This is a genomic window from Brevibacillus sp. HB1.1 (assembly GCF_013332445.1).
GTDB lineage: Bacteria > Bacillota > Bacilli > Brevibacillales > Brevibacillaceae > Brevibacillus > Brevibacillus porteri.
In genome coordinates this window covers 1-20,432 of sequence record NZ_JABMIV010000013.1, presented here as the reverse complement: position 1 = coordinate 20,432, position 20,432 = coordinate 1, and the positions used below count along the sequence as shown (strand labels likewise).

The following is a 20,432-nucleotide window of genomic DNA, read 5'->3' as shown; positions in this document are numbered from 1 at the left end:
CTAGCGAATCAAGCCGGCCTGACGAAAGACATGGAAGACAATCGATTCCAGCGATTGTTCCGCCTCTACAGACACGAAGGCGATCCCTCTTCCATAAGCAAACGCGGACAGTTCTTGTTGATAATCTTGCAAGCTCTTGTGGTACTCTTCCATCAAAAGGCTGGTCAGGGATACTTCTTTTGCTTGCCCGGTCTCTGAATCTATCAACCGCAGCTCTCCCGCATACTCGGGCGCAAGCTCTTCTTTGGAAAGCACCTGAACCAGCGTGACCTCTTGTTTGGCCGCCTGCAAATACGCGATGCCTTCCGTATAGCCTGACTCGAACAAAAAGTCCGACAGCACGATAGATGTGCCAGCTTTGCCGCTGACAGCCCCAGGCTGACGCATTGCCGTTTGAATATCACCTGCTTCCCCTTCTTGCAGGGAAGATAGGAAGCTGAGCAAGCGATGTGCCTGACTCTTTCCTTGCAGCCCGGTAAGTGCTGCCGTAATGCGGCTGTCAAATGCATAGACCGACACATGATCGAGATGGCACAGGGACAAATAGCCAAGAGCCGCGGCAATCTCGACAGCTCGGGCCATTTTGTTCGGTTGCCCGTAGCTCATCGAGCGACTGCAATCGATATACAAGTTCACATGAAGCTCTGTTTCATCCAAGTACTTTTTCAAAAACAGCTTGCCTGAACGGGCATACGCATTCCAATCGAGCTGCCGCAAATCATCGCCGGGAACATACGCCCGAAAGTCCGCGAACTCCATGGAGCTGCCCAGCTGTCTCGCCCTTCGCTTGCCTGCCTGGCTACCGCTGACCGCTTTGCGGCTAGCCATCTGCATTCGCTCCAGTCTGGCGAGCCATGACGGATCAAGCAGGTGTTGATTCATACTTTCTGCGTCCCCAGTTCGTCCAAAATATCCATAATGACGCGGTCTGGTCGGATGCCGTTTGCCTCTCCTTCAAAATTAAGGAAAATGCGGTGGCGCAACGCTGGCAGAGCAACTGCTGTCACATCCTCGTATGCCAGATTGTATCGGCCAGCCAATAACGCACGTACCTTTGCTAAGGAGACAATCGCCTGCACGCCACGTGGACCTGCACCGTTGCGCACATATTTGTTCACGGAAGCAATCGCCTGTTCCCCCGGATGCGTCGCTAAAAGCAGCTTCACGGCGTAATCTAGTACCGCATCGGCAACCAGCACTTCACGCGCTGCCTGCTGAATCTCAGCAATTTGCTCGGCTGAAGCCACTTTTTCCACGGTGATCACCTGACTCGTGGTCGTTTGCCGCACGATCATTTTCAGTTCTTCTTCCGTCGGATACGGCACGTCGATCTTCAATAAAAAGCGGTCCATTTGCGCTTCTGGCAACGGGTATGTCCCTTCCTGTTCCAGCGGGTTCTGTGTCGCGAGAACGAAGAATGGCGCCGGCAGCTGACGAGTCACACCGCCGGCAGAAACGGTTCGCTCCTGCATGGCCTCCAACAGAGCGCTTTGCGTCTTCGGCGTCGCCCGGTTGATTTCGTCAGCCAGCACGACATGAGCGAAGATCGGACCATGTTGGAATTGGAAAGACTGCTGACCCTTCTCGTCGACCAACAGGATGTTCGTTCCAGTAATGTCTGTCGGCATCAGGTCCGGTGTGAACTGAATACGCTGAAACGACAGCTCGAAGGCTTGAGACAGTGTCCGAACAAGCAGCGTTTTGCCCAATCCGGGTACGCCTTCCAAAAGCGCATGTCCACCTGCAAACACGGCCCACAGAAGTTGCTCGACCACATCTTTTTGTCCTACCAATACCTTTCCAATCTCCTGCCTGACAAGCTCTACTCGCTGCAAGCAATCCTCTAGCGTTTGCTGCGCCATCGCCGTGTCTCCTTCCTGTTGTTGAATGATCTAAGGCTCAATTTTGCTGAAATAATCCTTTACGATCTGTTGGTAATCGCCGGGAATACTGCCCTTTTCCATACTTTCACGGGCAAATTGCTCATACTGGCCGTACACTTCCTCATACGGCAGTGTTCCACCGGAGGAGACTTGTGTGTTTCCGCTTTGCTGCGACTGGGAAGGTCCTGACCCGAGTGTGCCTCCGACTGTATCAACAGGTCCTTTGTCCCCACCTATGCGATCTGCCGGGACGGTAACGAGCTCGTGTTTGCCTTTTCCTAACCCGGCCCCGCCACCTTGACCGCTTCCTTGACCGCCGTTTCCATTTCCATTTCCATTACCGTTGCCGTTGCCATTACTGTTTCCATTCCCTTGCCCGGAGCCATTATTTCCATTTCCGGACTGGTTTGCCGGGTTCGTCCCTTGATTGGGATTGGTACCTGTTCCCGGTGTTGCCGCAGTTGGCTGATTCCCGGGTGTCCCCGATGCTGGAGTCGCCTGGCCTGTTGCCGCCGTACCTGCCTCAGCTCCACTCGCTCCAGCATTTCCTGCTTGTGCTCCTGCAATGGCAAGCGTCATCTGCGACTGATTGAGCGAAGCAGCGGCATGTATAGCTGCGAGCATGGCTTGCTGAGATTGCTGGATGCCCGTCATCGCTTGCATCAAGCTGTTCTCGAGCGCAGTCATCGCTTGAGGCATTTGTCCTTGTGCTGTTTGCTGGGCTGCCTCCGCCAGTTGTTTGGCGATATCCTCCAGCTCCTTCGAGTCGGCAGACTCTGCCTCTTTTTTCAATTGTTCTGCTGCACTTGCGAGTTCGCGAGCGATCTCTTCCCGCTCTTTTTGCGGCATACTTTCCATGGCTTTTGCCATTTGTGCCAGGGCCTCGGTCATCGCTTGTCGATCTTTCGCTTCCATCGCGCCAGCCAAGGATTTGGTCCCTTCTTGATTACCCAAGCTGCGCTGGAGTGCTTGCAGCGCTTTTTCTTTGTGCTGCTCTGCATCTCTGACCTTCTCCAATTGTTTTTCCGCAGCGCGCAATGCATTTTGACGTTCTGCCGGATCGTCTGCTTTCGCCAGAGCCTTTTTTGCCTGCTCCAGCATTTCCTCCAGCTGCTTTTTCTGCACGTCGGTTAAGCCTGTATTCTTTTTCACGTCCTGTTTGATTTCCTCTACTTCTTCCTCGACCTGCGCGATTGCTTTCTTTTCCTCTGCTATCTGGGCCAGTCGCAAGTCTTGCGGATTCGGCCAAAAAAACAGCACCAGGCATACCAATAGCAAGCTGCTTGTGACATACACCTTTCTTTGGACCAGTGACCAGATGCGGACGCTCTCTACGATTTGCGGCAAATTTTTTCGCAGATGCTGCAGGGCGTCTTCCCTCTGCATACCCGCTACCATCGACCGATTCTCTTGATTCTCCCATGCTGTGACGACTCGCTGAGCCAAACCATTACCGTCTGCCACTTGCGCACAGTGGAGCCAGGTAGGGCGCTTCCAAAGCGTACGCACCAGACCCGTGATGATAACAAGCACTGGCAGCACAACCGCGATCCATTGGTAAAACGGAATCGGCCAGATACGAGCAAGGAGGAGGAGCACCAGACTCGCCCCCATTCCCCACAAACCATAGACCGTTAGCTGCTGTATCCATACACGCAAGCCCAGTTGCTTTCGAATAGGCGCAAGCAGTGACTTCAGCTCGTCGTTCGATTTAGAGGTAAACATGGCTTATTGCTCCTCTTTTACTTTGCGAAATCTCGGTTTCACTGGCTGAATGAGATAGATAGCGAGTAAAAGGCAGAACAGTGTAATGATCCCGAAAAACAGGCAGTAAACCGCGTACGGGTCCACATTCCCAATCCTGAGCTGCGGCCCTTCTTCAAAAATGTTTAACATCGCAAACAATGGGTTGAAATTATGCAGGAGATCCGGCCAGTCCGGCCTAGTCGCAGATGACATGCCACCCGATCGTCGCTGGTACCGAATGAACTCTTTGATAATTTCCGCCAGTATGCTCGACCCAATCGCATATCCGAACACCACGGCATAAGTGACGACCGTAGCGATACCTGTCCGCTTGATCAGCGTGGACATGAGCACACCAATGCTGCCGATGCCAAACATCGTAATGACGTAAAAACCAAACACCTTGATCACTTGTGCAGGTGAGATTCCTCCATACAAAAAGACGATAGCATAGAGCGGGATAGTCGCAATAACTAAGAAGGTCATGAAGCTGAGCGACGCCAGCCATTTGCCTAAAATCAATCGTGTGGCACTGACATTCGTGGTCAACAGTACGCTCAACGTCTGGCGTTCGCGCTCACCGGAAATCACACCTGACGTTAGTCCCGGCACGACGAAGCAGATCATCCCGAGTTGAAACACAGACAGCATCATGAACAGCTCGCGTGTATCATTCGGATTGTAGTAGCTGCCACCGTTTGTCATAAAGAAAATCAGCGTGAGGGTCATTGCGCCCAAAACAAGCAAATAGAGCAGGATGATCCACGGTGACCGATTGGTCCGCATCCGCATTTTCCATTCATTGAACAAGACAGGGTTGCGAAATCGTCTCAAGTCGCTCATGAGCCCACTCCTTTCGTAATTTCCAGGAAGATTTCTTCTAAATCACCAACTGACTCATTAAACGCGGCGACAGGATAGCCTGACACCGCAAGCTCACGCAGCAGCTCAACCTGCTCTTCGTCATTGCCTGAAAAGCCTGCAACGACCCAGTTTCCTTCGCGTGTCACCCTTGTAATGACGGGCATCTCACGCAAGCGCGTCATTGCTTCATCAACCCGATCCAACAGACGGATACGCAATACCCGTTGTTCTTGCATTTTCGAGTAAATCTCATCGACTCGTCCAAAGGCAACCAGATTGCCTTCCTCCACAATCCCGATGACGTCGCACATCTCCGCTAGCTCAGGCAATATGTGCGAGCTAATGATAATCGTCTTGCCCATGTCCCGCAGTTCCTTCAAAATCTCCCGCAGCTCAATGCGTGCACGCGGGTCCAACCCAGAAGCTGGTTCGTCCAAAATGAGCACTTCCGGATTGTGAACCAGCGAGCGAGCCAGCCCGAGACGCTGCTTCATCCCCCGTGACAACGAGTCGACGTAGGCATCCCGCTTGTGCGTGAGATTCACCAGCTCTAATAACTGCGGAATGATTTGTTTTCGTTCAGTTGCTGGAATATCGTAGTTCGCGCCGTAAAAATCGAGGTACTCTTCTGCTGTCAAATTGTCGTAGACACCAAAAAAGTCAGGCATGTAGCCGATCAGCTTGCGTACTTCCTTTGGATGCTTGGTCACTTCGTAGCCGCCTACGTATGCTTTCCCACTGGTCGGCTCCAATAAAGTCGCCAAAATGGACATCGTCGTCGATTTTCCTGCCCCGTTCGGACCGACGAAACCAAAAACGGTCCCCTTGTCAATTTCGAGCGAAAGTCCTTTCAACGCTTCCATTTTGCCGTAGCGCTTGCGCAAATTTTGGATCTGGATCACTTCTTGCTCACCTTCCCTTCCACACTGACACTTGGAACCCCAATGTGGCGATCATCCTCAAACTGATGGGCAAATTTGATGCGGACAATGCCGTCGCCCGAAACATAAGTAGTGGTCTTGTCGCTTGTCATGACGTTGTTCATGAATACTTTTTCAAATGGTTCGAAAGCTTTTGTCTTCCAGTTGTAAACCTCTTTTTCAAATGTCGTATTGTCCTCTGACCAGGTGTACAGATACAAATTGCTAATAGCAAGATCCTGCCCTTCCTGATTCAGATTGATGTCAAAGGTAATGTCCCCGGCCGGAAGTCTAAAGCCATCGCCGAAATCATCTACTGGAACAGAGCTGCCCGACATCGTCACATCAAATGATCCCGTCGGATAATAAATGTGTCCGTCCTTGGATGGATTCACTTGCAGCGTCGAAGTGACCATCGCAATGCTGCTGTTCTCCGTATTTTCGTTTGGTACGACAGCCTCAACAACTTGCTCATCGGTCCAGCCCACGAGTTTTACCACTTCAGACTGACCACCACGTCTGTCCATCATGTCCAGCATTTCCACGATGAGTTGCTCACGCGTTTGTCTGTCATAGCCATTCGATTGCATATACTGCGGCAGTGCATTCCCCGTATTCATCCGATGTAGGTTCCGCCTTGCTTGATGTTGAGAGGCAAACGGCAAGTTCACTTCGATACTGCTGCCAGCCGCCAACTGCGGAAACTCTTGTACCGTTATACCTGTCGAGATCGTCACATCTCGCAGCGAGTACTTCGTATGGTTTGTCACAGTTCCTTTCAGTGCGCCATTCTCATACGACAGGTTCGATTCTATTTTTCCTACGTCCGATAAGGTTTGCTCCGTTGCAACCTTGCGCATCGACCAAAATTCTACATCTCGGAAATCAATATGAGTCTGATCTGGCTGTATGGAAATCCACGTTTTCGGAATTTGATCGATATAATCTCTTTCAGTGACGGGTTGGGTTATACCCTCTCCTTTTATAGTCAAACGATAGTCGTCATTACTCGGTACGAATAATGCGGTTACACTCAGCGCATTTGCCTGTCCGTTGTTTTGCAGCTCAATATAACCTACCTGGTGCAGCTTTACACCCACCCCCCGCTGGACGGCACCAATCGAGAAGATTCCGATTCCTGCCAACACCGAAAGGGCAGGGACGATCACCCACATGTAGCTTTGCTTGCGGCGTCTCCGCAAAATATAGAAAAGAACTGGCCCTACAACGAGTGCATAGATTCCAAAAAACACGGCGAACCAGCCAACCTCTGGAATTTTCAAGGATGGGACTCGATCAGCAGCATCCCGAAGCGGCCATACGTTGTCGATCATGCTCCTATTTGAAGCGTTCATGGAAGAACCAAAAGCCTTTACTAATGTATCTGCCCAAAAGCGACTGTTTCCTGCCCAGCTGGCTACTGGTTCCGCCGCCAAATCATAGGCGACGTACATTACTTTTCCGGCTCCCACGTTATGGACAGCCATCAGCGGAATATTGCCTTCGCTGTACAGAACCTTCCCTGCCTTCACTGTCCCATTGCTTACAGTAAAGGGTGATGTCAGTGAAATCGGATTGGTCTTATCCACTTTTAAACTAGAGAGTGTCTGTACACTCGTCACTCCAGTCACTTCTACGGGCGACAAGTCAGCCAAAATGCCTCCGGCTTTCTTGTACTGTGCTCCTCCGGCTAAAATCAGCATCCCGCCAGAATTCGTCCAATCCCGAATCGCCTTGATCTGCTGTTCATTCAATGAATCCAAAGCAAAATTATTGATAACGAGCATATTGATCATTTGGAGTTGAGTACCTGTCACAGGCATATTGTCTGCCTTCATCGTCAAGAGCTGGACAGGGTTATGAATAGAGCCTTTCGGCAGTACACCAAGGAAGTTAGCTGTGTCGGGATTTTCTGCCAACACGCCGATCATCAACGTATCCTCGCTGTATGAAACGCCTGTTACCGGAGTTTGCGTGATGATCTTATCATTTTGCATCAAGGCCACAAAAGAATTGCCATGCAGCTCTGATCCAGGAACGAGAATCGTTACCTGCTTGGTCACTCCGCCTGCAATCGAAACCGGCTGATAATTGGCAACTGCGAAGCGTCTGTCTCCCTGTTCCCCAGTGGCGACAAACAGTTCCCCTTCAATATCCGCCCCTCCATTTCTCACCGTTACCACAACGGGTACCATCCCCGTATCCCTGTACTTTCCTTCAATTCCGACTGTTACTCCCAACTGAATGTTTCCTTCTGCCAAGGCTGTCCCCGTTAATCCGAAAGGAACACCCGCTACCAACAGGAGGAACGCACAGAAGGCCAGGAGCCATCGCTTACACTGCGCCGTTTTCATTCGTTCAAAACCTCCACGGACCATTCTTTTTCTTCCTATCTTTTCTTCTCATACAGTTATTGACGTTATTTCCAGACAAATAGCTACATTTTTTTCAAAATGAAGTCGTTTGGTCACAAAGTGCAAACGTGAAAAAAAGAAAAAACGTCAGGATTGTGCTCTGACGTTTTTCGTAATCCTTATATGACATGCCATACCCTACATCCTGAGGTTCTCCGCCAGTCGATGACACAAGTACAAGTACCACTCTGTCCCATATGTGAGGTACAAGCGCACCGGAACCCCTTTTTCTCGCAAGGCATGAGCCAGCTCTGGGCGCCCCCCGTATAACAGCTCGACTTCTACATTCGGTCGATGCAAATAGTCTCGACGGGCTAGCTCGTCTACAATCGCTTGGTCGTGCGTGGCGAGTGTCGCCTTCCTTTTCTATTACCCAAAGAAAGAGCCAAATCTCGAATACCTCTCAAGATTTGGCTCTCGTTCTACTACTTATCTGTTAGCGAAAGCGTCCGCAGCAGCCAGGAGGGCACCAACGACAGTGGTCCGGGCATCTCCGTCTGTGGTCAAACTCCCAACTCCGGAAAGGTCGCTGCCACTCTCTTCCACGATCCCATCCTGGTGGCCGTTCTCGATCTCTTTGCCAAGGGTAATAAGAAGAATGTCCTTCCCGCGAAGAATACGATGATTGCCATTGAGAGCTTTGATAATTCACGCAACCGCCTTCTTTCCTCTTATTTTTGCTGACTATATGTGTATATGCACGGTGGCGTTCATCCGCATAGACTACTGACATCCCTATAAATAAAAGGGTATCTACCTATCAAAAAAACCGGTATTCCTACGAACAGAATGACCGGCTTTTGACTACCCTAATATGTCCTTATGATTTCGTCCACAGCTCTCTGCGAGAAGTGGTTACAGATGTCGCACCGGCAAGAATAGCGCGATCCACATCTTCCTTTGTACGAATAAATCCTCCAGCGATAACCGGAATGCTGGTTCGTACAGTGATTTCTTCGATCAGGTGGGGAATGATTCCTGGCAAAACCTCGACGTAATCCGGTTTGGTTCTCGCTAGCTGGGTAAGGCTGCTGTCTAATGCCATCGTATCAATGAGAAACAGTCGTTGGATGGAAATGAGCCCTTTTTTCTTGGCGGCAAGAACGGCACTGTTCCGTGTGGTGATGATTCCTTCGGGCTGGGCTTCTTGCGCAAGAAACTCCATCGCATATTCATCAGACTTCAACCCGTCTATGAGATCAGCATGGATCAGCAGTTTTTTCCCGAATGCTCTGGCCCGTTTTCCCAGTGGCTTTACTTGCGCAACATGAGCATTCAGCAAAATAATGCGCTCGTAGCAGCTTTCCATGAGTTCATCAAATTCTTTTAATGTCCGGGCGGCAGGAAGTATTTTTTGATTGATCAGGTTTGCCAATCACGAATCACCCCTATTGAAATGTTTTCGCAAGATGATATTCCTCTTCAAACGCTTTTATTTCATGTTCTTTCCTCTCATCCGACCATTGCAGCTCATGAGCGAGCTCTTCTCCCACCATTCGATACACAGGCTCCAGTGTATCCCTCTCGAAGAATAGTCTGCCACTACGACGAATCAGAAAATCACTCATGGTCATGACCATTTCTTCCTTTACAGCGTAGCGCAGTTCTGCTTTCAGCAGTGCTTCGATTGGAGACACATTTTGAGCATTTTGTGTCAAAAACTCCAGGCACATTGTTACGATTTGCTCACTGTTGCTTCCATATTTTCCGACCAGAACGCGGATTTGTTCCTCGGTGATTCCCCATTGGCGAAGTCGCTCTGCCTGTGCTTTCACAAATACAGGAATCTTGGCTGCGGAGTCAAATTTTCCGCCAGCGAGGACGATTTTGTCTGTCCGACAAGCTTCAAATGCTCTGCCCTCTTCTTCGGTCAACTGCTTGGCCACCACATCCACAATGCGCTCAGCCATTTTGCGGAAGCCCGTCAATTTTCCACCTGCGATCGTAATCAGCCCGCTTTTGGAATAAAAAATCTCGTCCTTGCGTGACAATTCGGATGGGGACTTGCCATCTTCATGGATCAGTGGTCTGAGTCCTGCCCAGCTGGAGCTGACATCCTGTTCCGTCAGCTTCACAGAAGGGAACATCTCGTTCGCGGCATTCAATACATACTCCATGTCTTCTCTCGTCACTGTTGGCCGCTCCAGCACACCTTTGTAATTCGTGTCAGTGGTACCGATATACGTACTGTTATTGCGCGGAATGGCAAACAGCATGCGCCCATCGGATACATCGAAATAAACGGCCTGCTTCAACGGCAGTCTGTTATATGGCACGACCAGGTGGACACCTTTTGTCAGGTGGAGGCGCTTGCCATACAGGGAGTGGTCCTTTTCTCGAAGCTGATCCACCCAAGGACCTGCTGCGTTGACGATTTTTTTGGCATGGAGGGAGTACTCTGTGCCCGTAAGCAAATCCTTCGCGCTAATCCCGATGACTTTGCCGTTTTCATAAATAAAGCCAGTGGCTTCGGTATAATTCACGCAAAGCGCTCCGTGCGAGCTTGCTGTTTTCATGACCTCAACCGTAAGTCTAGCATCATCTGTCCGATACTCGAAATAAAGCCCGCCGCCCTTGAGAATATCGCGGCGCAAAAGCGGTTCTGCCTCCACAGTTCTCTCTTTGTTCAGCATGATGCGTCGTTCTTTTCTTTCGACTCCAGCCAACACATCGTAAACATACAAACCAATAGAGGTTGCCAGCTTGCCATAGGTACCATTTTTCACGATGGGCAAAATCATTTTTTCCGGGATGACGATATGTGGCGCATTGCGATACAAAATAGCTCGCTCCCGGCCTACTTCCCGCACCAACTGCACATCGCCCTGCTTCAAATAGCGCAATCCTCCATGAACGAGCTTGGTAGAGCGACTACTGGTTCCCGCAGCGAAGTCCTGTTTTTCCACGAGTCCGACACTCAGACCTCTCGCGGCTGCGTCGAGGGCAATACCTGCTCCCGTCACCCCACCGCCAATAACCAAAAGATCGAGTTGTTTCGTTGCCATTTTATCCAGACAAGCCTGGCGTTGACTTGATGATAATGCATGTTGATCGTTCATCGTTCTTCTCATCCTCTCTAAAAGAAAAAGACAGCCAATATCCAAAAGAAGCAATGCAATGTCATTGCTCTTCTGATACTGGCTGTCTCCGTAGTCTCCACAGCATGATTAACTTATCTTTAACTTTAGACCTCTTTTACACAAAAATCAATGCCTAATCTTGTAACCCATCGTTGCTGTAACAGCTTGCTTCCAACCTGCGTACAGCTCCTGGCGCAGTTCCTCCGCCATATCCGGTGAGAAGGAGCGCTCCACCACTTTGTTATTCACAATATCTTCCTTGCTGCCCCAATACCCGACGGCAAGCCCTGCCAGGTAAGCTGCTCCCAGCGCGGTCGTTTCATTGACACGCGGACGCTCAACCTCTGTATTCAGGATGTCAGACTGGAACTGCATCAAAAAGTTATTCGCCACGGCTCCACCGTCTACCGCCAGCTTTTGCAGCCGGATGCCAGAATCAGCCTCCATCGCTTCAAGCACATCCCGTGTCTGATAAGCCAGTGACTCCAGCGCTGCCCGAATCAAATGATCTTCCGTCGTTCCGCGAGTCAAGCCGAAGATCGCGCCTCTTGCTTCCATATCCCAATACGGTGCTCCCAATCCAACAAAGGCTGGAACCATATAAACACCATCTGTGCTGTCAACAGCCAGTGCGTGTTTTTCCGAATCCGATGATTTTTCAATCAGCTTGAGTCCGTCACGCAGCCATTGAATCGCCGCACCAGCTACAAAAATACTACCTTCCAGGGCGTATTCTACCTTGCCATCCACTCCCCAGGCAATGGTCGTCAACAACCCGTTCTTGGATGCAACTGCCTTTTCTCCGGTATTCATCAGCATGAAGCAACCTGTTCCGTATGTGTTTTTGGCCTGCCCTTCCGCAAAGCACGCCTGCCCAAACAAAGCGGCTTGCTGGTCTCCGGCAATCCCGGCAATCGGAATCTGGAATTCGAAGAGCTTCTCGTCTGTGTAGCCGTACAATTCGCTGGAAGGACGGACAGCTGGCAGCATGGCTTTCGGGATTTGAAGCATGTTCAACAGCTCATCGTCCCACTCCAGGGAATGAATATTAAACATCAACGTGCGCGAAGCATTGGAATAGTCGGTCACATGCACAAGGCCATTGGTCAGCTTCCAAATCAGCCACGTATCGATGGTTCCGAACAAGAGGTCGCCTTTCTCGGCTCGCTCCCGTGCTCCCTCGACATGATCGAGCAGCCATTTTACCTTTGTCCCGGAGAAGTAGGCGTCAATCAACAATCCTGTCTTTTCACGAACGATATGCTCATAGCCTTGCTCTTTCAACTGGTTGCAAATATCGATGGACTGTCTGCTTTGCCATACAATCGCATTGTGAATCGGCTTACCCGTGTGCTTATCCCATACCACGGTTGTTTCCCGCTGATTGGTAATCCCGATTCCTGCAATTTCTTCCGGCTTCACATGATTCTCCAGTAAAACCGCTTTCAAAACCTCCAGCTGCGATTCCCAGATTTCCTCAGCATTGTGCTCCACCCAACCCGGCTTCGGATAGATTTGCGTAAATTCCTTCTGGGCCACACCGATAATGGCACCTGATTTATCGAATAAAATAGCGCGAGAGCTCGTGGTTCCCTGATCGAGGGAAAGCATATATTTATTGTCCATGACAACTGTTCCTCCTTCACTCATATGAAATCGCCTTCATTCTTACCTTTATGTCTAAGAACGCGCATTCTCGGATGCGAGTCGCTCCTTGCTGCCGATTGATTTTTTGGTTGTCATTCCGACCACGATGGCAATCACCATGAAAGCCGCTAATGCTATTACACCTGTCAGCGAATGATCTGTAAACGTCCATTTGTAAAAAAACGCTCCACTTACTGCTCCAATGATAGGTCCAACAACAGGAATCCATGCATAGCGCCAGTTGGACTTTCCTTTGCCGTGGATGGGCAAGAGAGCATGAGCGAGACGAGGTCCCAGGTCACGGGCCGGATTGATCGCATAACCAGTAGTACCACCAAGAGACAAACCAATTGCGACAATCAGGAAGCCGACGATAAACGGATTCAGTCCTTCTGCAAATTTATTCGCTCCGATCGCCAGTAGACCGAGCACCAAGAAAAACGTACCTAAAATTTCACTGAACAGATTCGCGACTGTATTGGGAATCGCAGGACCTGTTGCAAATACCCCCAATTTGGCTCCTGCATCATTCGTCTCACGCCAATGCGGGTAATAAAAGATCCAGACGAACGTCGCTCCCATAAACGCCCCGATCAGTTGAGCCGCTATGTAGCCCGGAACATGCTCCCACGGAAATTGACCGATGCTTGCCAGTGCAATCGTAAGTGCCGGATTCAAATGCGCTCCGCTAATGCTTCCTACTGCATACGCTCCGCACGCAACTGCCAGACCCCACCCCAGCGTAATGACAATCCAACCGCCGTTTTGGGAGTACGCCTTTTTCAAGTTTTGTCCGGCGCAAACACCAGCCCCCAAAATGATCAAGATCATCGTCCCGATCAATTCCCCTACATAAATAGACATGCCCCATCCTCCCCCTTTTTGGAAAAAACGTAAACCTACTCCTGTTAAGCGCTTACAATACGCTAACTCCTTTGTGGTTTATCTGGAGAGAAAATAAAAAAGCTAATACTCGCTAAACAAGAGCCAATGCCCTCATTTTGCAAATATTAGCTGATCTCCCAATCTCCACAGCACTATTAACTTAAGACCTACTATATAGCCACCGCTCAAAATTTGTCAAGAATCCCTTTCCTTCACTTTTGCCAATTCTCGCATCAAGCCCGGCAAAAAGAATAACGGATATATCAGCAGGTACAGGTTCGGAATCCACCAGGACCAATCGTAATCTGCCTTGAACGCCCAAAAAGCGATCGCCTGCAAACCCGAGCAGGATGTCAAAACGAGCGACAGCATGGCAAGTGGCTTCCAGATGTGCCATCCTCTGCGATAGGCGTACAGACTGGCAAAGCCCGTGATGGAAATGAAAATATCCAATGGAAAAAAGGACAGGTTCCATGCAAGCAAATTGGGGTTGTAGTAATCCTGATACAGATACTCCACAGGGAGAAGCTCCAAAAATGTAACAAGCCAGTATACGACAAAAGCAACATCGGTGATCCAGAAGAACACTAGCATTGCTCTTGCATTTTTCTCACTCATTTCGCCTCAGCTACTCCTGTCTCTTTAGAAGATTGCGCGTGGGAGGTGTCTCCCAGATTCAACAGCACACAGCCCACAATGATCAGTCCGACAGCAATCAATTTTTTGACAGTGAAGGCGTCCTTGAAGACCACCACACCAATGACCGCGATGATCGCGGTGCCGAGACCAGACCAGATGGCATAGGCGGTCCCGACCTCCATTTCCTTGAGCGCCAGGCTCAGCGACGAGAAGCACAAAATATAAAAGATAAACATCATCACACTAGGGACAGGCTTGCTCAGCCCGTCAGACAGCTTCATCGATGTTGTTCCAGCCACCTCTAGCAAAATGGCCATTAATAGATAGACCCAACTCATTATGTTCCTCCTACTTACTTGTTTGAAGACGAAGAATCTACGATGCCACCTAGTAAAATATCGATGACTGCATCCAGCGCATCGCCAATCGTCACTTGATGCTGGTTCGCCAACTGCTGATCAATCAGCTGGTTGAGCGTCCCGGTATACATCTGAATCAGGATCGGAAGCTGGATACGACGAAACACGCCCTCCTCTACCCCTTGCTCCAGAATGATCCGAACATGCTCCCACTCCTGTTGATTGAACTCGTCGATCAGCTTCCATTGCTCGGGATAGTAGCGCTTCAGCTCGTACCACACGCGCAGGTCCGTTCGTGAGAAGTTGTTCGGGACCAGTGCCAGGAGTTGTCGCATCTTCTCTACCAAATCGAGGTCAAGATCATGTAAAATCTGATCCTCCGCTTTACGCAAATCCTCGATGTTTTCTTCAATGACTTTGGTGATCAAGGCTTCTTTCGAAGGAAAGCTCGCATACAACGTCTTGGTACTAACGCCTGCGCGCCGAGCTAAATCGGACATGGTAAAACGGACGCCCTTGGTCTCAATCTCATGATAGGCGCATTGTAGGATTCGCTCCTGCATGTTCTTGCCCTCCTTTCGAAAACAAGGAAAATATTTTGTTTTTCATATTTTCCAAAAGGTACTCTTAGCATAACGGCGTACTCATGCATTGTCAACAATCGCCAAACCACGCTTGGCTCAACGCTTCGATACCGGGTTCGATTTTTTCCAATGGAATACCCGCGAAGCCGAGGAAAAACTCTTTTGGCAAGGGATTAGGTGGCACCAGCCATGTAAATGATGCAGCCGAGGCTCTCACGCCTGCCTGAATCGCCCGCTTTTTCAACTCCTCCTCACTTCGCTCGCTGTTTACCCGCAGTAGGACGTGAAACCCCGCATCGGCTCCGATGACTGTCGCTCTATCGCCAAAATGCTTTTGCACAGCCAGCAGCAGCGCATCATGCTTTTTTCGGTACAGCTTGCGCATTTTGCGGACATGCTTTTCGAAGTATCCTTCTTCCATAAAGGCTTCCATCGTCCGCTGATGCAGTCGGGATGAAGATGGTTCCAGCAGTGTCTCGCGCAGCAGGTTGTGGTACGTATCCAGCAGAGATTCTGGCAAGACCATGTACCATATGCCGATTGCTGGCGCCAACACCTGCGCAAAGCTCCCCATATAGATCACATTCGCATCCGGGAGCAAACCCTGCATGGACGGAATCGGTCTGCCATGGTAACGAAACTCTCCGTCGTAATCGTCTTCGATGATGTATCCTCCCACATTCTTGGACCATTCGAGCAATTGCAGCCGCTTGGATATGGGCATGATCATCCCACGTGGGTATTGATGAGCCGAAGAAACGGCAGCCAGTCCAACCCCTGACTCATATAGCTCACTGACGCTAATTCCGTCCTCTGTCAGTGAGATCGGCACCACGTCGTATCCATGCTGGCGAAACGTATTGGCAAACAGCAAATACCCCGGATTTTCTACGCCGATGCGTTGGAACTGTGGCTTTACCATCAAACAGATCAAGGACAGCAAGCCAAACTGGCCCGCCCCAATCACCACTTGATTTGGCGAACAAGCGACACCCCGGTACCTGTGCAAGTAGTCAGCGATTTGCTTCCTGAGTCCAGCCTCCCCTTGCGGATCTCCATAAAAAAGATTCTCCTGCCGCTCTATGTGAAGCGTCTCATTGTACAAACGGCGCCAAATCATGGTTGGAAATAACGAAAAATCATTGCGGGAGAGATGAAAGTCATAGACGTATTCCCGCTCGTCACGCACCATGGGCCGATGGATAGTTTGTGCGCTCGCACCAGCACCCGGTTTCACTTCAGGATCAGGCAATTTTTCCACGTAATACCCACTGCGCGGTTTACTTTGGATAAAACCTTCCGCCAGCAGCTGCTGGTATGCCATCTCTACCGGTGTTGTGCTTAAGCCCAGCAAGTCAGCCAGCTTTCGAACGGACGGCAGCTTGCTACTCACCGCCAAGCGTCCTGCGACGATTTCCTTTTTCAAATAAGCATAAAGCTGTACGTATTGCGGCTCGTTGTCATTTTTCTGCCATTTTGGGGTCAAGAGCATCTCGATTTCCCCCTCCATCTGTCCTTTTCATTTTTACAAAACTGCACATTTTCAAGTATACACTTGCTCGTTATCCTAAGAAAAAGAAGTTTTGAACGAACAGGAGGACAACGACTATGTCTATGACACAGGAGAATACACGTGCAGCGGTTCGCTTTTTGGAAGGGGAACGCGTCTTTTTACGACCGATTGGTACAGAAGATACCGAATTATACTTCCGCTCCTTGTTCAACAAGGAAACGCGTATGCTGACTGGTACACAAAAGCATTTCACTCGTGAGCAAATCCACCAGTACATCGAGAACAAAGGCCAGGACTCTTCCAGTGTCCTCTTATTGATCTGCCTGTGCGAAAATGATCAGGTGATTGGCGACGTCCAGATCGGGGATATCGATCGGAATAATCGCAACGCCTTTATCCGAATTTCGATTGACCAAAATGCCCATCAAGGTAAAGGCTACGGCAGCGAAGCCCTCCTGCTAATGCTCGATTATGGTTTTGGCATCCTCAATCTGCATCGCATCGAGCTAAACGTATTCGCCTTTAACGAACGTGCCATCCACACGTATGAAAAGCTCGGATTCCAGCGTGAAGGCGTACAGCGACAAGCTCTTTATTACAACCACACCTATCACGACTCTATTCTCATGTCCATGCTGGCAGATGAATATCGGGCGAAATATGTAAAGTAACAAAGAGAAAATGCACCCGGGATTCTCAAACCCAGGTGTGTTTTTTTAATCTAGGTAAACAACTTCATAAAGGAGTATAATAGGGAAAATGGTAAGAAAAACCACTTACAAACAAAAGATCAGCGCAAGAAAGAGAGAGTGACATGAAGAGAAAACTCCTATTCACTATCAGCTTGTTCATCATCCTGAGTGTATTGACAGGGTTCCATCCCGCATCAGCCAACACCTTGCAACAGTCATTCCAAGCAAACCTTGTCCCTGTTTCAAAAATGGAGCTTCCTGCAAAAACCATCATCGGGTTTGGAGAAGCTACGCATGGCAACAAGCAATTCACTACGCTGAAGTTAGATATTTTTAAGCATTTGGTAGAAAAACAAGGTTATCGCGTATTTGCCATCGAAGGTGATTTTGGCGGTGGACAAAAGGCCAATGAATACATTTTAGGCGGCAGCGGAACTGCTCAGGATGCCGCAAAAGCCATCGGATTTACGATTTACCATACAGAAGAAATGGCCGCCCTTCTCTCTTGGATGCGCGCCTTTAATGAGAAGCGAGATACCAAAGATCAAATTCATTTTTACGGCTTTGACATGCAACGCTATGACCATAACAAAAACGGGCTATTTTCCTATTTGAAAAAAGTCGATCCGACACTCTCATCCAAGTATGAGAAGCTGCTTACGAATCTGAATGATAAGACGGTGTATAATCAAAAGGTCGCCCTCGTACAGGAAGCGATCCCCCACATAAAAAGCTTGATGGATCAGATGAAACAAAACCAATCCGTTTACATCGCGAAAAGCTCTGAGAAAGCATATGAGCTGGCTACTGCCTTCGCAGAATCCATCAAGCAAAACGCTACACTGCGCGGAACAAATGTGAACTACAGCAACACCCGTGATCGCTACATGGCGGACAAAGTGATGTGGATTTTATCCTTTGAAAAGAAACAGTACGGTCGCAACAACATGTTCATCGCTGGACATAATGGACACATTGAAAAGACCTCTACTTCCGTAGGAATGACAACCTGCATGGGGGCACATCTCGCAAAAGCCTTGGGGGACCAATATTACGCAATCGGAAGTGAATTCTACGAAAGCACCTTCCTTGCAAATGACGCCTCTACCAATGAGCGCAAAGCGTTTACTGTAAAAAATAGTGGCAAAGATCGGCTAGCTGTTCTGTTTGCACAGACAGGGATGGCGGATGGATTCCTAGATTTTGCAAAGGCAAAGCATCATCAGGATTTTTACACCTATCTAAATAAAGCGCAGCCCATCAGTGCAATCGGTGATGTTTTTAGTGGATGGTATGGAAAAATGGAGAAGCTGTATACGTTGCAAATGGTTCCGGCAAAAGCTTTTGATGCGATCTTCTTCGTACGAACGGCTACTCCTTCGGTAATGATAAAGGATTAACGGGTGAGTACATTTGCCTGTTTATAAAATTACGGCAGCCGATTAAACAGGCTGCCGTTTTCTGTGATTCTTCAGTATTTTCATCAATCAGGTTTTGAGGCTTTGAGCTCCGATACTTTTATGATCATCTTCGTCTCATTATCCCACACGTACTCGGCCGAGCTATCCAACTCACCTTCTTTATTTAACGTAAGGACATAGATGGAATTACGCCCATCGTTGTAGAAGCCATAAATACGATTTGGAACATCTTCTGCTACTTTTATAGCTCCCATAGAGCTAAGCTTCCCTTTTTCATATTGAAGAAGTTGTAGGAAAACCTCGCGTTCGGTTCCAGTATGAAACATATAAAACTCGTATTTAGAATCGTCACTAGTAAAGTCCAAGTAAGGAAGTGCAGGAGTAATAGGCTCCTGCCCCTTACTTTTTCCCTCTAATTCTTTTGGGACAGGAATGGGAAATTTTATGCTGTTCGACCGATCTTCCAGCGTATATTGGAAACCAGGATTGCTCCATAGATGTAAGCCGTGTCCAATAGGCTTGTCGGTTGACATTGAATTCGTACCTTGATTGGTTTCCGTTTTATTTTTTGCAAAGCCAGGCGTTCCCCCAAAAATAAGTGTAGAACTAAGAACACCCGCTAAGATATAATTCCATTTTTTCACGAATAAAGCTCCTTCCTTTTTCCAGCTTTTCAATAAGACGGGGAAAAGAGAGGTTTTGTCACGAAATTAGCGTAACCCCTGACTGAGTCCTACTATTTGACCCTTAACATTTCCATGACTGAATCCTCCGTGGTAACAAACCACAGAGACAATGTCGAGGTCTACATACTTCTTTATAGAGAGACGAGCTGCATCCATATCCGGTGTGGACGGTTCATGAATTCCTGAGAGAATCCCGTTCACACTGTACATCGAATCCCCGGCAATGAGAGTCTTGCTTTTCGTTAAATAAAGGCTGATATGACCGGGAGTATGTCCAGGAGTATGGATGACACGAATCCCGCCGCAAAACGGCAGTTCCTGACCGTCACTCACGGTATAGTCCACTCTGCCTTTGGGAGGATTCTCAAGGTGCCCGTCTTTTAAAAGCGGTTTCTCCCCTTGGACATACGGTTTCTCCAGTTCGTGTGCGTAAACGTGAACATGATCCCCGCACTCCTGCAAAATCTCAGGAAGACTGCCGATATGATCCACATCTTGATGCGTCAAAATCACAGCTTTTAGCTTGTCGAGCGATACTCCTACCTTTTCTATCCCCACGCGTAAATCTTCCATTTGCCCTGGGAATCCTGTGTCTATTAAAACAGCCATGTCTCGATCCCACAAAAGAACGGGGTGAATGATATTTCCATGAAAATCTAGATGAAGCATTGATACTCCCTTTGAAATTTCCATCAATCAGACCTCCGTAAAATTCATTTTTTACGTAGGATTATATTATTACGTTAGTTTCGTTGTTGTCAACATCTGTAAACGTCTTCTGTATAAAGCGCTCGAGATAGCAATCCAAAAGAAACGAACTTCGGCCAAATTAGATACAATCGCCATTGTAAAATCCTATTTCAAGAACAGGGAACAAGCCCGTTAGTTTAATGAATCGCATTGAATCTAACACTTTTAGTCTATATTCCAGTGAATACGGGGAACGTGTTTGTTTCCAAACCTATCACAAAAAAAGCCATTCCTTAAAGGAATGGCTTCTTCATTCATTATTCATTCAAAACTGGATCTGCATGATCAGTTGCTAAGTTTGTGGATAAGTCCTCGACCGATTAGTATTCGTCAGCTCCACGCGTTACCA

At 48.8% G+C, this 20,432-nt stretch carries 18 protein-coding genes and 1 pseudogene; 2 read left to right on the top strand and 17 right to left on the bottom strand.

The window, feature by feature from the left end; translation table 11 throughout:
* The 15 genes and pseudogenes from HPY27_RS25695 to pdxR all read right to left on the bottom strand — a co-directional run bounded on the left by HPY27_RS25695 (nt 1) and on the right by pdxR (nt 16,513).
* A complete protein-coding gene (locus tag HPY27_RS25695) occupies nt 1-882 on the bottom strand; it encodes a DUF58 domain-containing protein (protein WP_173622833.1) in 882 nt (293 codons plus the stop codon).
* Nucleotides 879-1,862 carry an AAA family ATPase gene (locus HPY27_RS25690; RefSeq protein WP_017251600.1) on the bottom strand — a complete coding sequence of 328 codons (984 nt, stop codon included), beginning with the start codon at nt 1,860-1,862 and terminating at the stop codon, nt 879-881. The genes HPY27_RS25695 and HPY27_RS25690 overlap by 4 nt, the downstream gene beginning before the upstream one ends.
* A 30-nt stretch (nt 1,863-1,892) precedes the next feature.
* The gene (locus HPY27_RS25685; RefSeq protein ID WP_174226307.1) at nt 1,893-3,608 is read right to left on the bottom strand and encodes a hypothetical protein; all 1,716 of its coding nucleotides are present in this window, start codon (nt 3,606-3,608) and stop codon (nt 1,893-1,895) included.
* 3 nt (nt 3,609-3,611) lie between these two features.
* Nucleotides 3,612-4,472 (bottom strand): ABC transporter permease, encoded by an 861-nt coding sequence (locus HPY27_RS25680; protein WP_017251602.1) that lies wholly within the window; start codon nt 4,470-4,472, stop codon nt 3,612-3,614.
* Nucleotides 4,469-5,395, bottom strand: coding sequence for an ABC transporter ATP-binding protein (locus HPY27_RS25675; protein ID WP_017251603.1), 927 nt, complete (start codon nt 5,393-5,395; stop codon nt 4,469-4,471). Before HPY27_RS25675 ends, HPY27_RS25680 begins: the two co-directional genes overlap by 4 nt.
* Entirely contained in the window at nt 5,392-7,767 is a 2,376-nt protein-coding gene (locus HPY27_RS25670; RefSeq protein WP_254612995.1) for a DUF7408 domain-containing protein, read from the bottom strand. The genes HPY27_RS25675 and HPY27_RS25670 overlap by 4 nt, the downstream gene beginning before the upstream one ends.
* A 198-nt stretch (nt 7,768-7,965) precedes the next feature.
* Nucleotides 7,966-8,169 (bottom strand): annotated as a pseudogene (locus tag HPY27_RS30690) (proline dehydrogenase family protein); the annotation flags it as partial.
* 478 nt (nt 8,170-8,647) lie between these two features.
* Nucleotides 8,648-9,202 (bottom strand): glycerol-3-phosphate responsive antiterminator, encoded by a 555-nt coding sequence (locus tag HPY27_RS25665; RefSeq protein WP_017251605.1) that lies wholly within the window; start codon nt 9,200-9,202, stop codon nt 8,648-8,650.
* Nucleotides 9,203-9,215: 13 nt separating this feature from the next.
* Nucleotides 9,216-10,886, bottom strand: coding sequence for a glycerol-3-phosphate dehydrogenase/oxidase (locus tag HPY27_RS25660; RefSeq protein WP_106834669.1), 1,671 nt, complete (start codon nt 10,884-10,886; stop codon nt 9,216-9,218).
* Between the two features lie 147 nt (nt 10,887-11,033).
* Nucleotides 11,034-12,533 (bottom strand): glycerol kinase GlpK, encoded by a 1,500-nt coding sequence (gene glpK, locus HPY27_RS25655; protein ID WP_174226305.1) that lies wholly within the window; start codon nt 12,531-12,533, stop codon nt 11,034-11,036.
* A 54-nt stretch (nt 12,534-12,587) separates the two neighbouring features.
* Nucleotides 12,588-13,418, bottom strand: a complete 831-nt coding sequence (locus HPY27_RS25650) for an MIP/aquaporin family protein (RefSeq protein ID WP_174226304.1) — start codon at nt 13,416-13,418, stop codon at nt 12,588-12,590.
* 216 nt (nt 13,419-13,634) lie between these two features.
* The gene (locus HPY27_RS25645) at nt 13,635-14,057 is read right to left on the bottom strand and encodes a YvaD family protein (RefSeq protein WP_174226303.1); all 423 of its coding nucleotides are present in this window, start codon (nt 14,055-14,057) and stop codon (nt 13,635-13,637) included.
* Nucleotides 14,054-14,416, bottom strand: coding sequence for a DMT family transporter (locus HPY27_RS25640; RefSeq protein ID WP_017251610.1), 363 nt, complete (start codon nt 14,414-14,416; stop codon nt 14,054-14,056). The genes HPY27_RS25645 and HPY27_RS25640 overlap by 4 nt, the downstream gene beginning before the upstream one ends.
* 14 nt (nt 14,417-14,430) lie before the next feature.
* Entirely contained in the window at nt 14,431-15,000 is a 570-nt protein-coding gene (locus HPY27_RS25635) for a TetR/AcrR family transcriptional regulator (RefSeq protein ID WP_174226302.1), read from the bottom strand.
* 91 nt (nt 15,001-15,091) lie between these two features.
* Nucleotides 15,092-16,513: a MocR-like pyridoxine biosynthesis transcription factor PdxR gene (pdxR, locus tag HPY27_RS25630; RefSeq protein WP_174226301.1), complete on the bottom strand. Its 1,422-nt coding sequence runs from the start codon at nt 16,511-16,513 to the stop codon at nt 15,092-15,094.
* Nucleotides 16,514-16,629: 116 nt separating this feature from the next.
* Between pdxR and HPY27_RS25625 the strand changes: the two genes are divergently transcribed.
* Both HPY27_RS25625 and HPY27_RS25620 read left to right on the top strand, forming a co-directional pair.
* Entirely contained in the window at nt 16,630-17,205 is a 576-nt protein-coding gene (locus HPY27_RS25625; RefSeq protein ID WP_173622825.1) for a GNAT family N-acetyltransferase, read from the top strand.
* A gap of 143 nt (nt 17,206-17,348) precedes the next feature.
* Nucleotides 17,349-18,626 carry an erythromycin esterase family protein gene (locus tag HPY27_RS25620; RefSeq protein ID WP_174226300.1) on the top strand — a complete coding sequence of 426 codons (1,278 nt, stop codon included), beginning with the start codon at nt 17,349-17,351 and terminating at the stop codon, nt 18,624-18,626.
* 83 nt (nt 18,627-18,709) lie between these two features.
* Here the strand turns inward: HPY27_RS25620 and HPY27_RS25615 are convergent, their stop codons facing one another.
* Together HPY27_RS25615 and HPY27_RS25610 are read right to left on the bottom strand one after the other, a co-directional pair.
* Complete coding sequence (locus tag HPY27_RS25615; RefSeq protein WP_173622823.1) at nt 18,710-19,291, bottom strand: hypothetical protein; 582 nt, start codon at nt 19,289-19,291, stop codon at nt 18,710-18,712.
* A gap of 66 nt (nt 19,292-19,357) precedes the next feature.
* Nucleotides 19,358-20,026, bottom strand: coding sequence for an MBL fold metallo-hydrolase (locus HPY27_RS25610; RefSeq protein ID WP_174226299.1), 669 nt, complete (start codon nt 20,024-20,026; stop codon nt 19,358-19,360).
* Nucleotides 20,027-20,432: the final 406 nt, after the last annotated feature.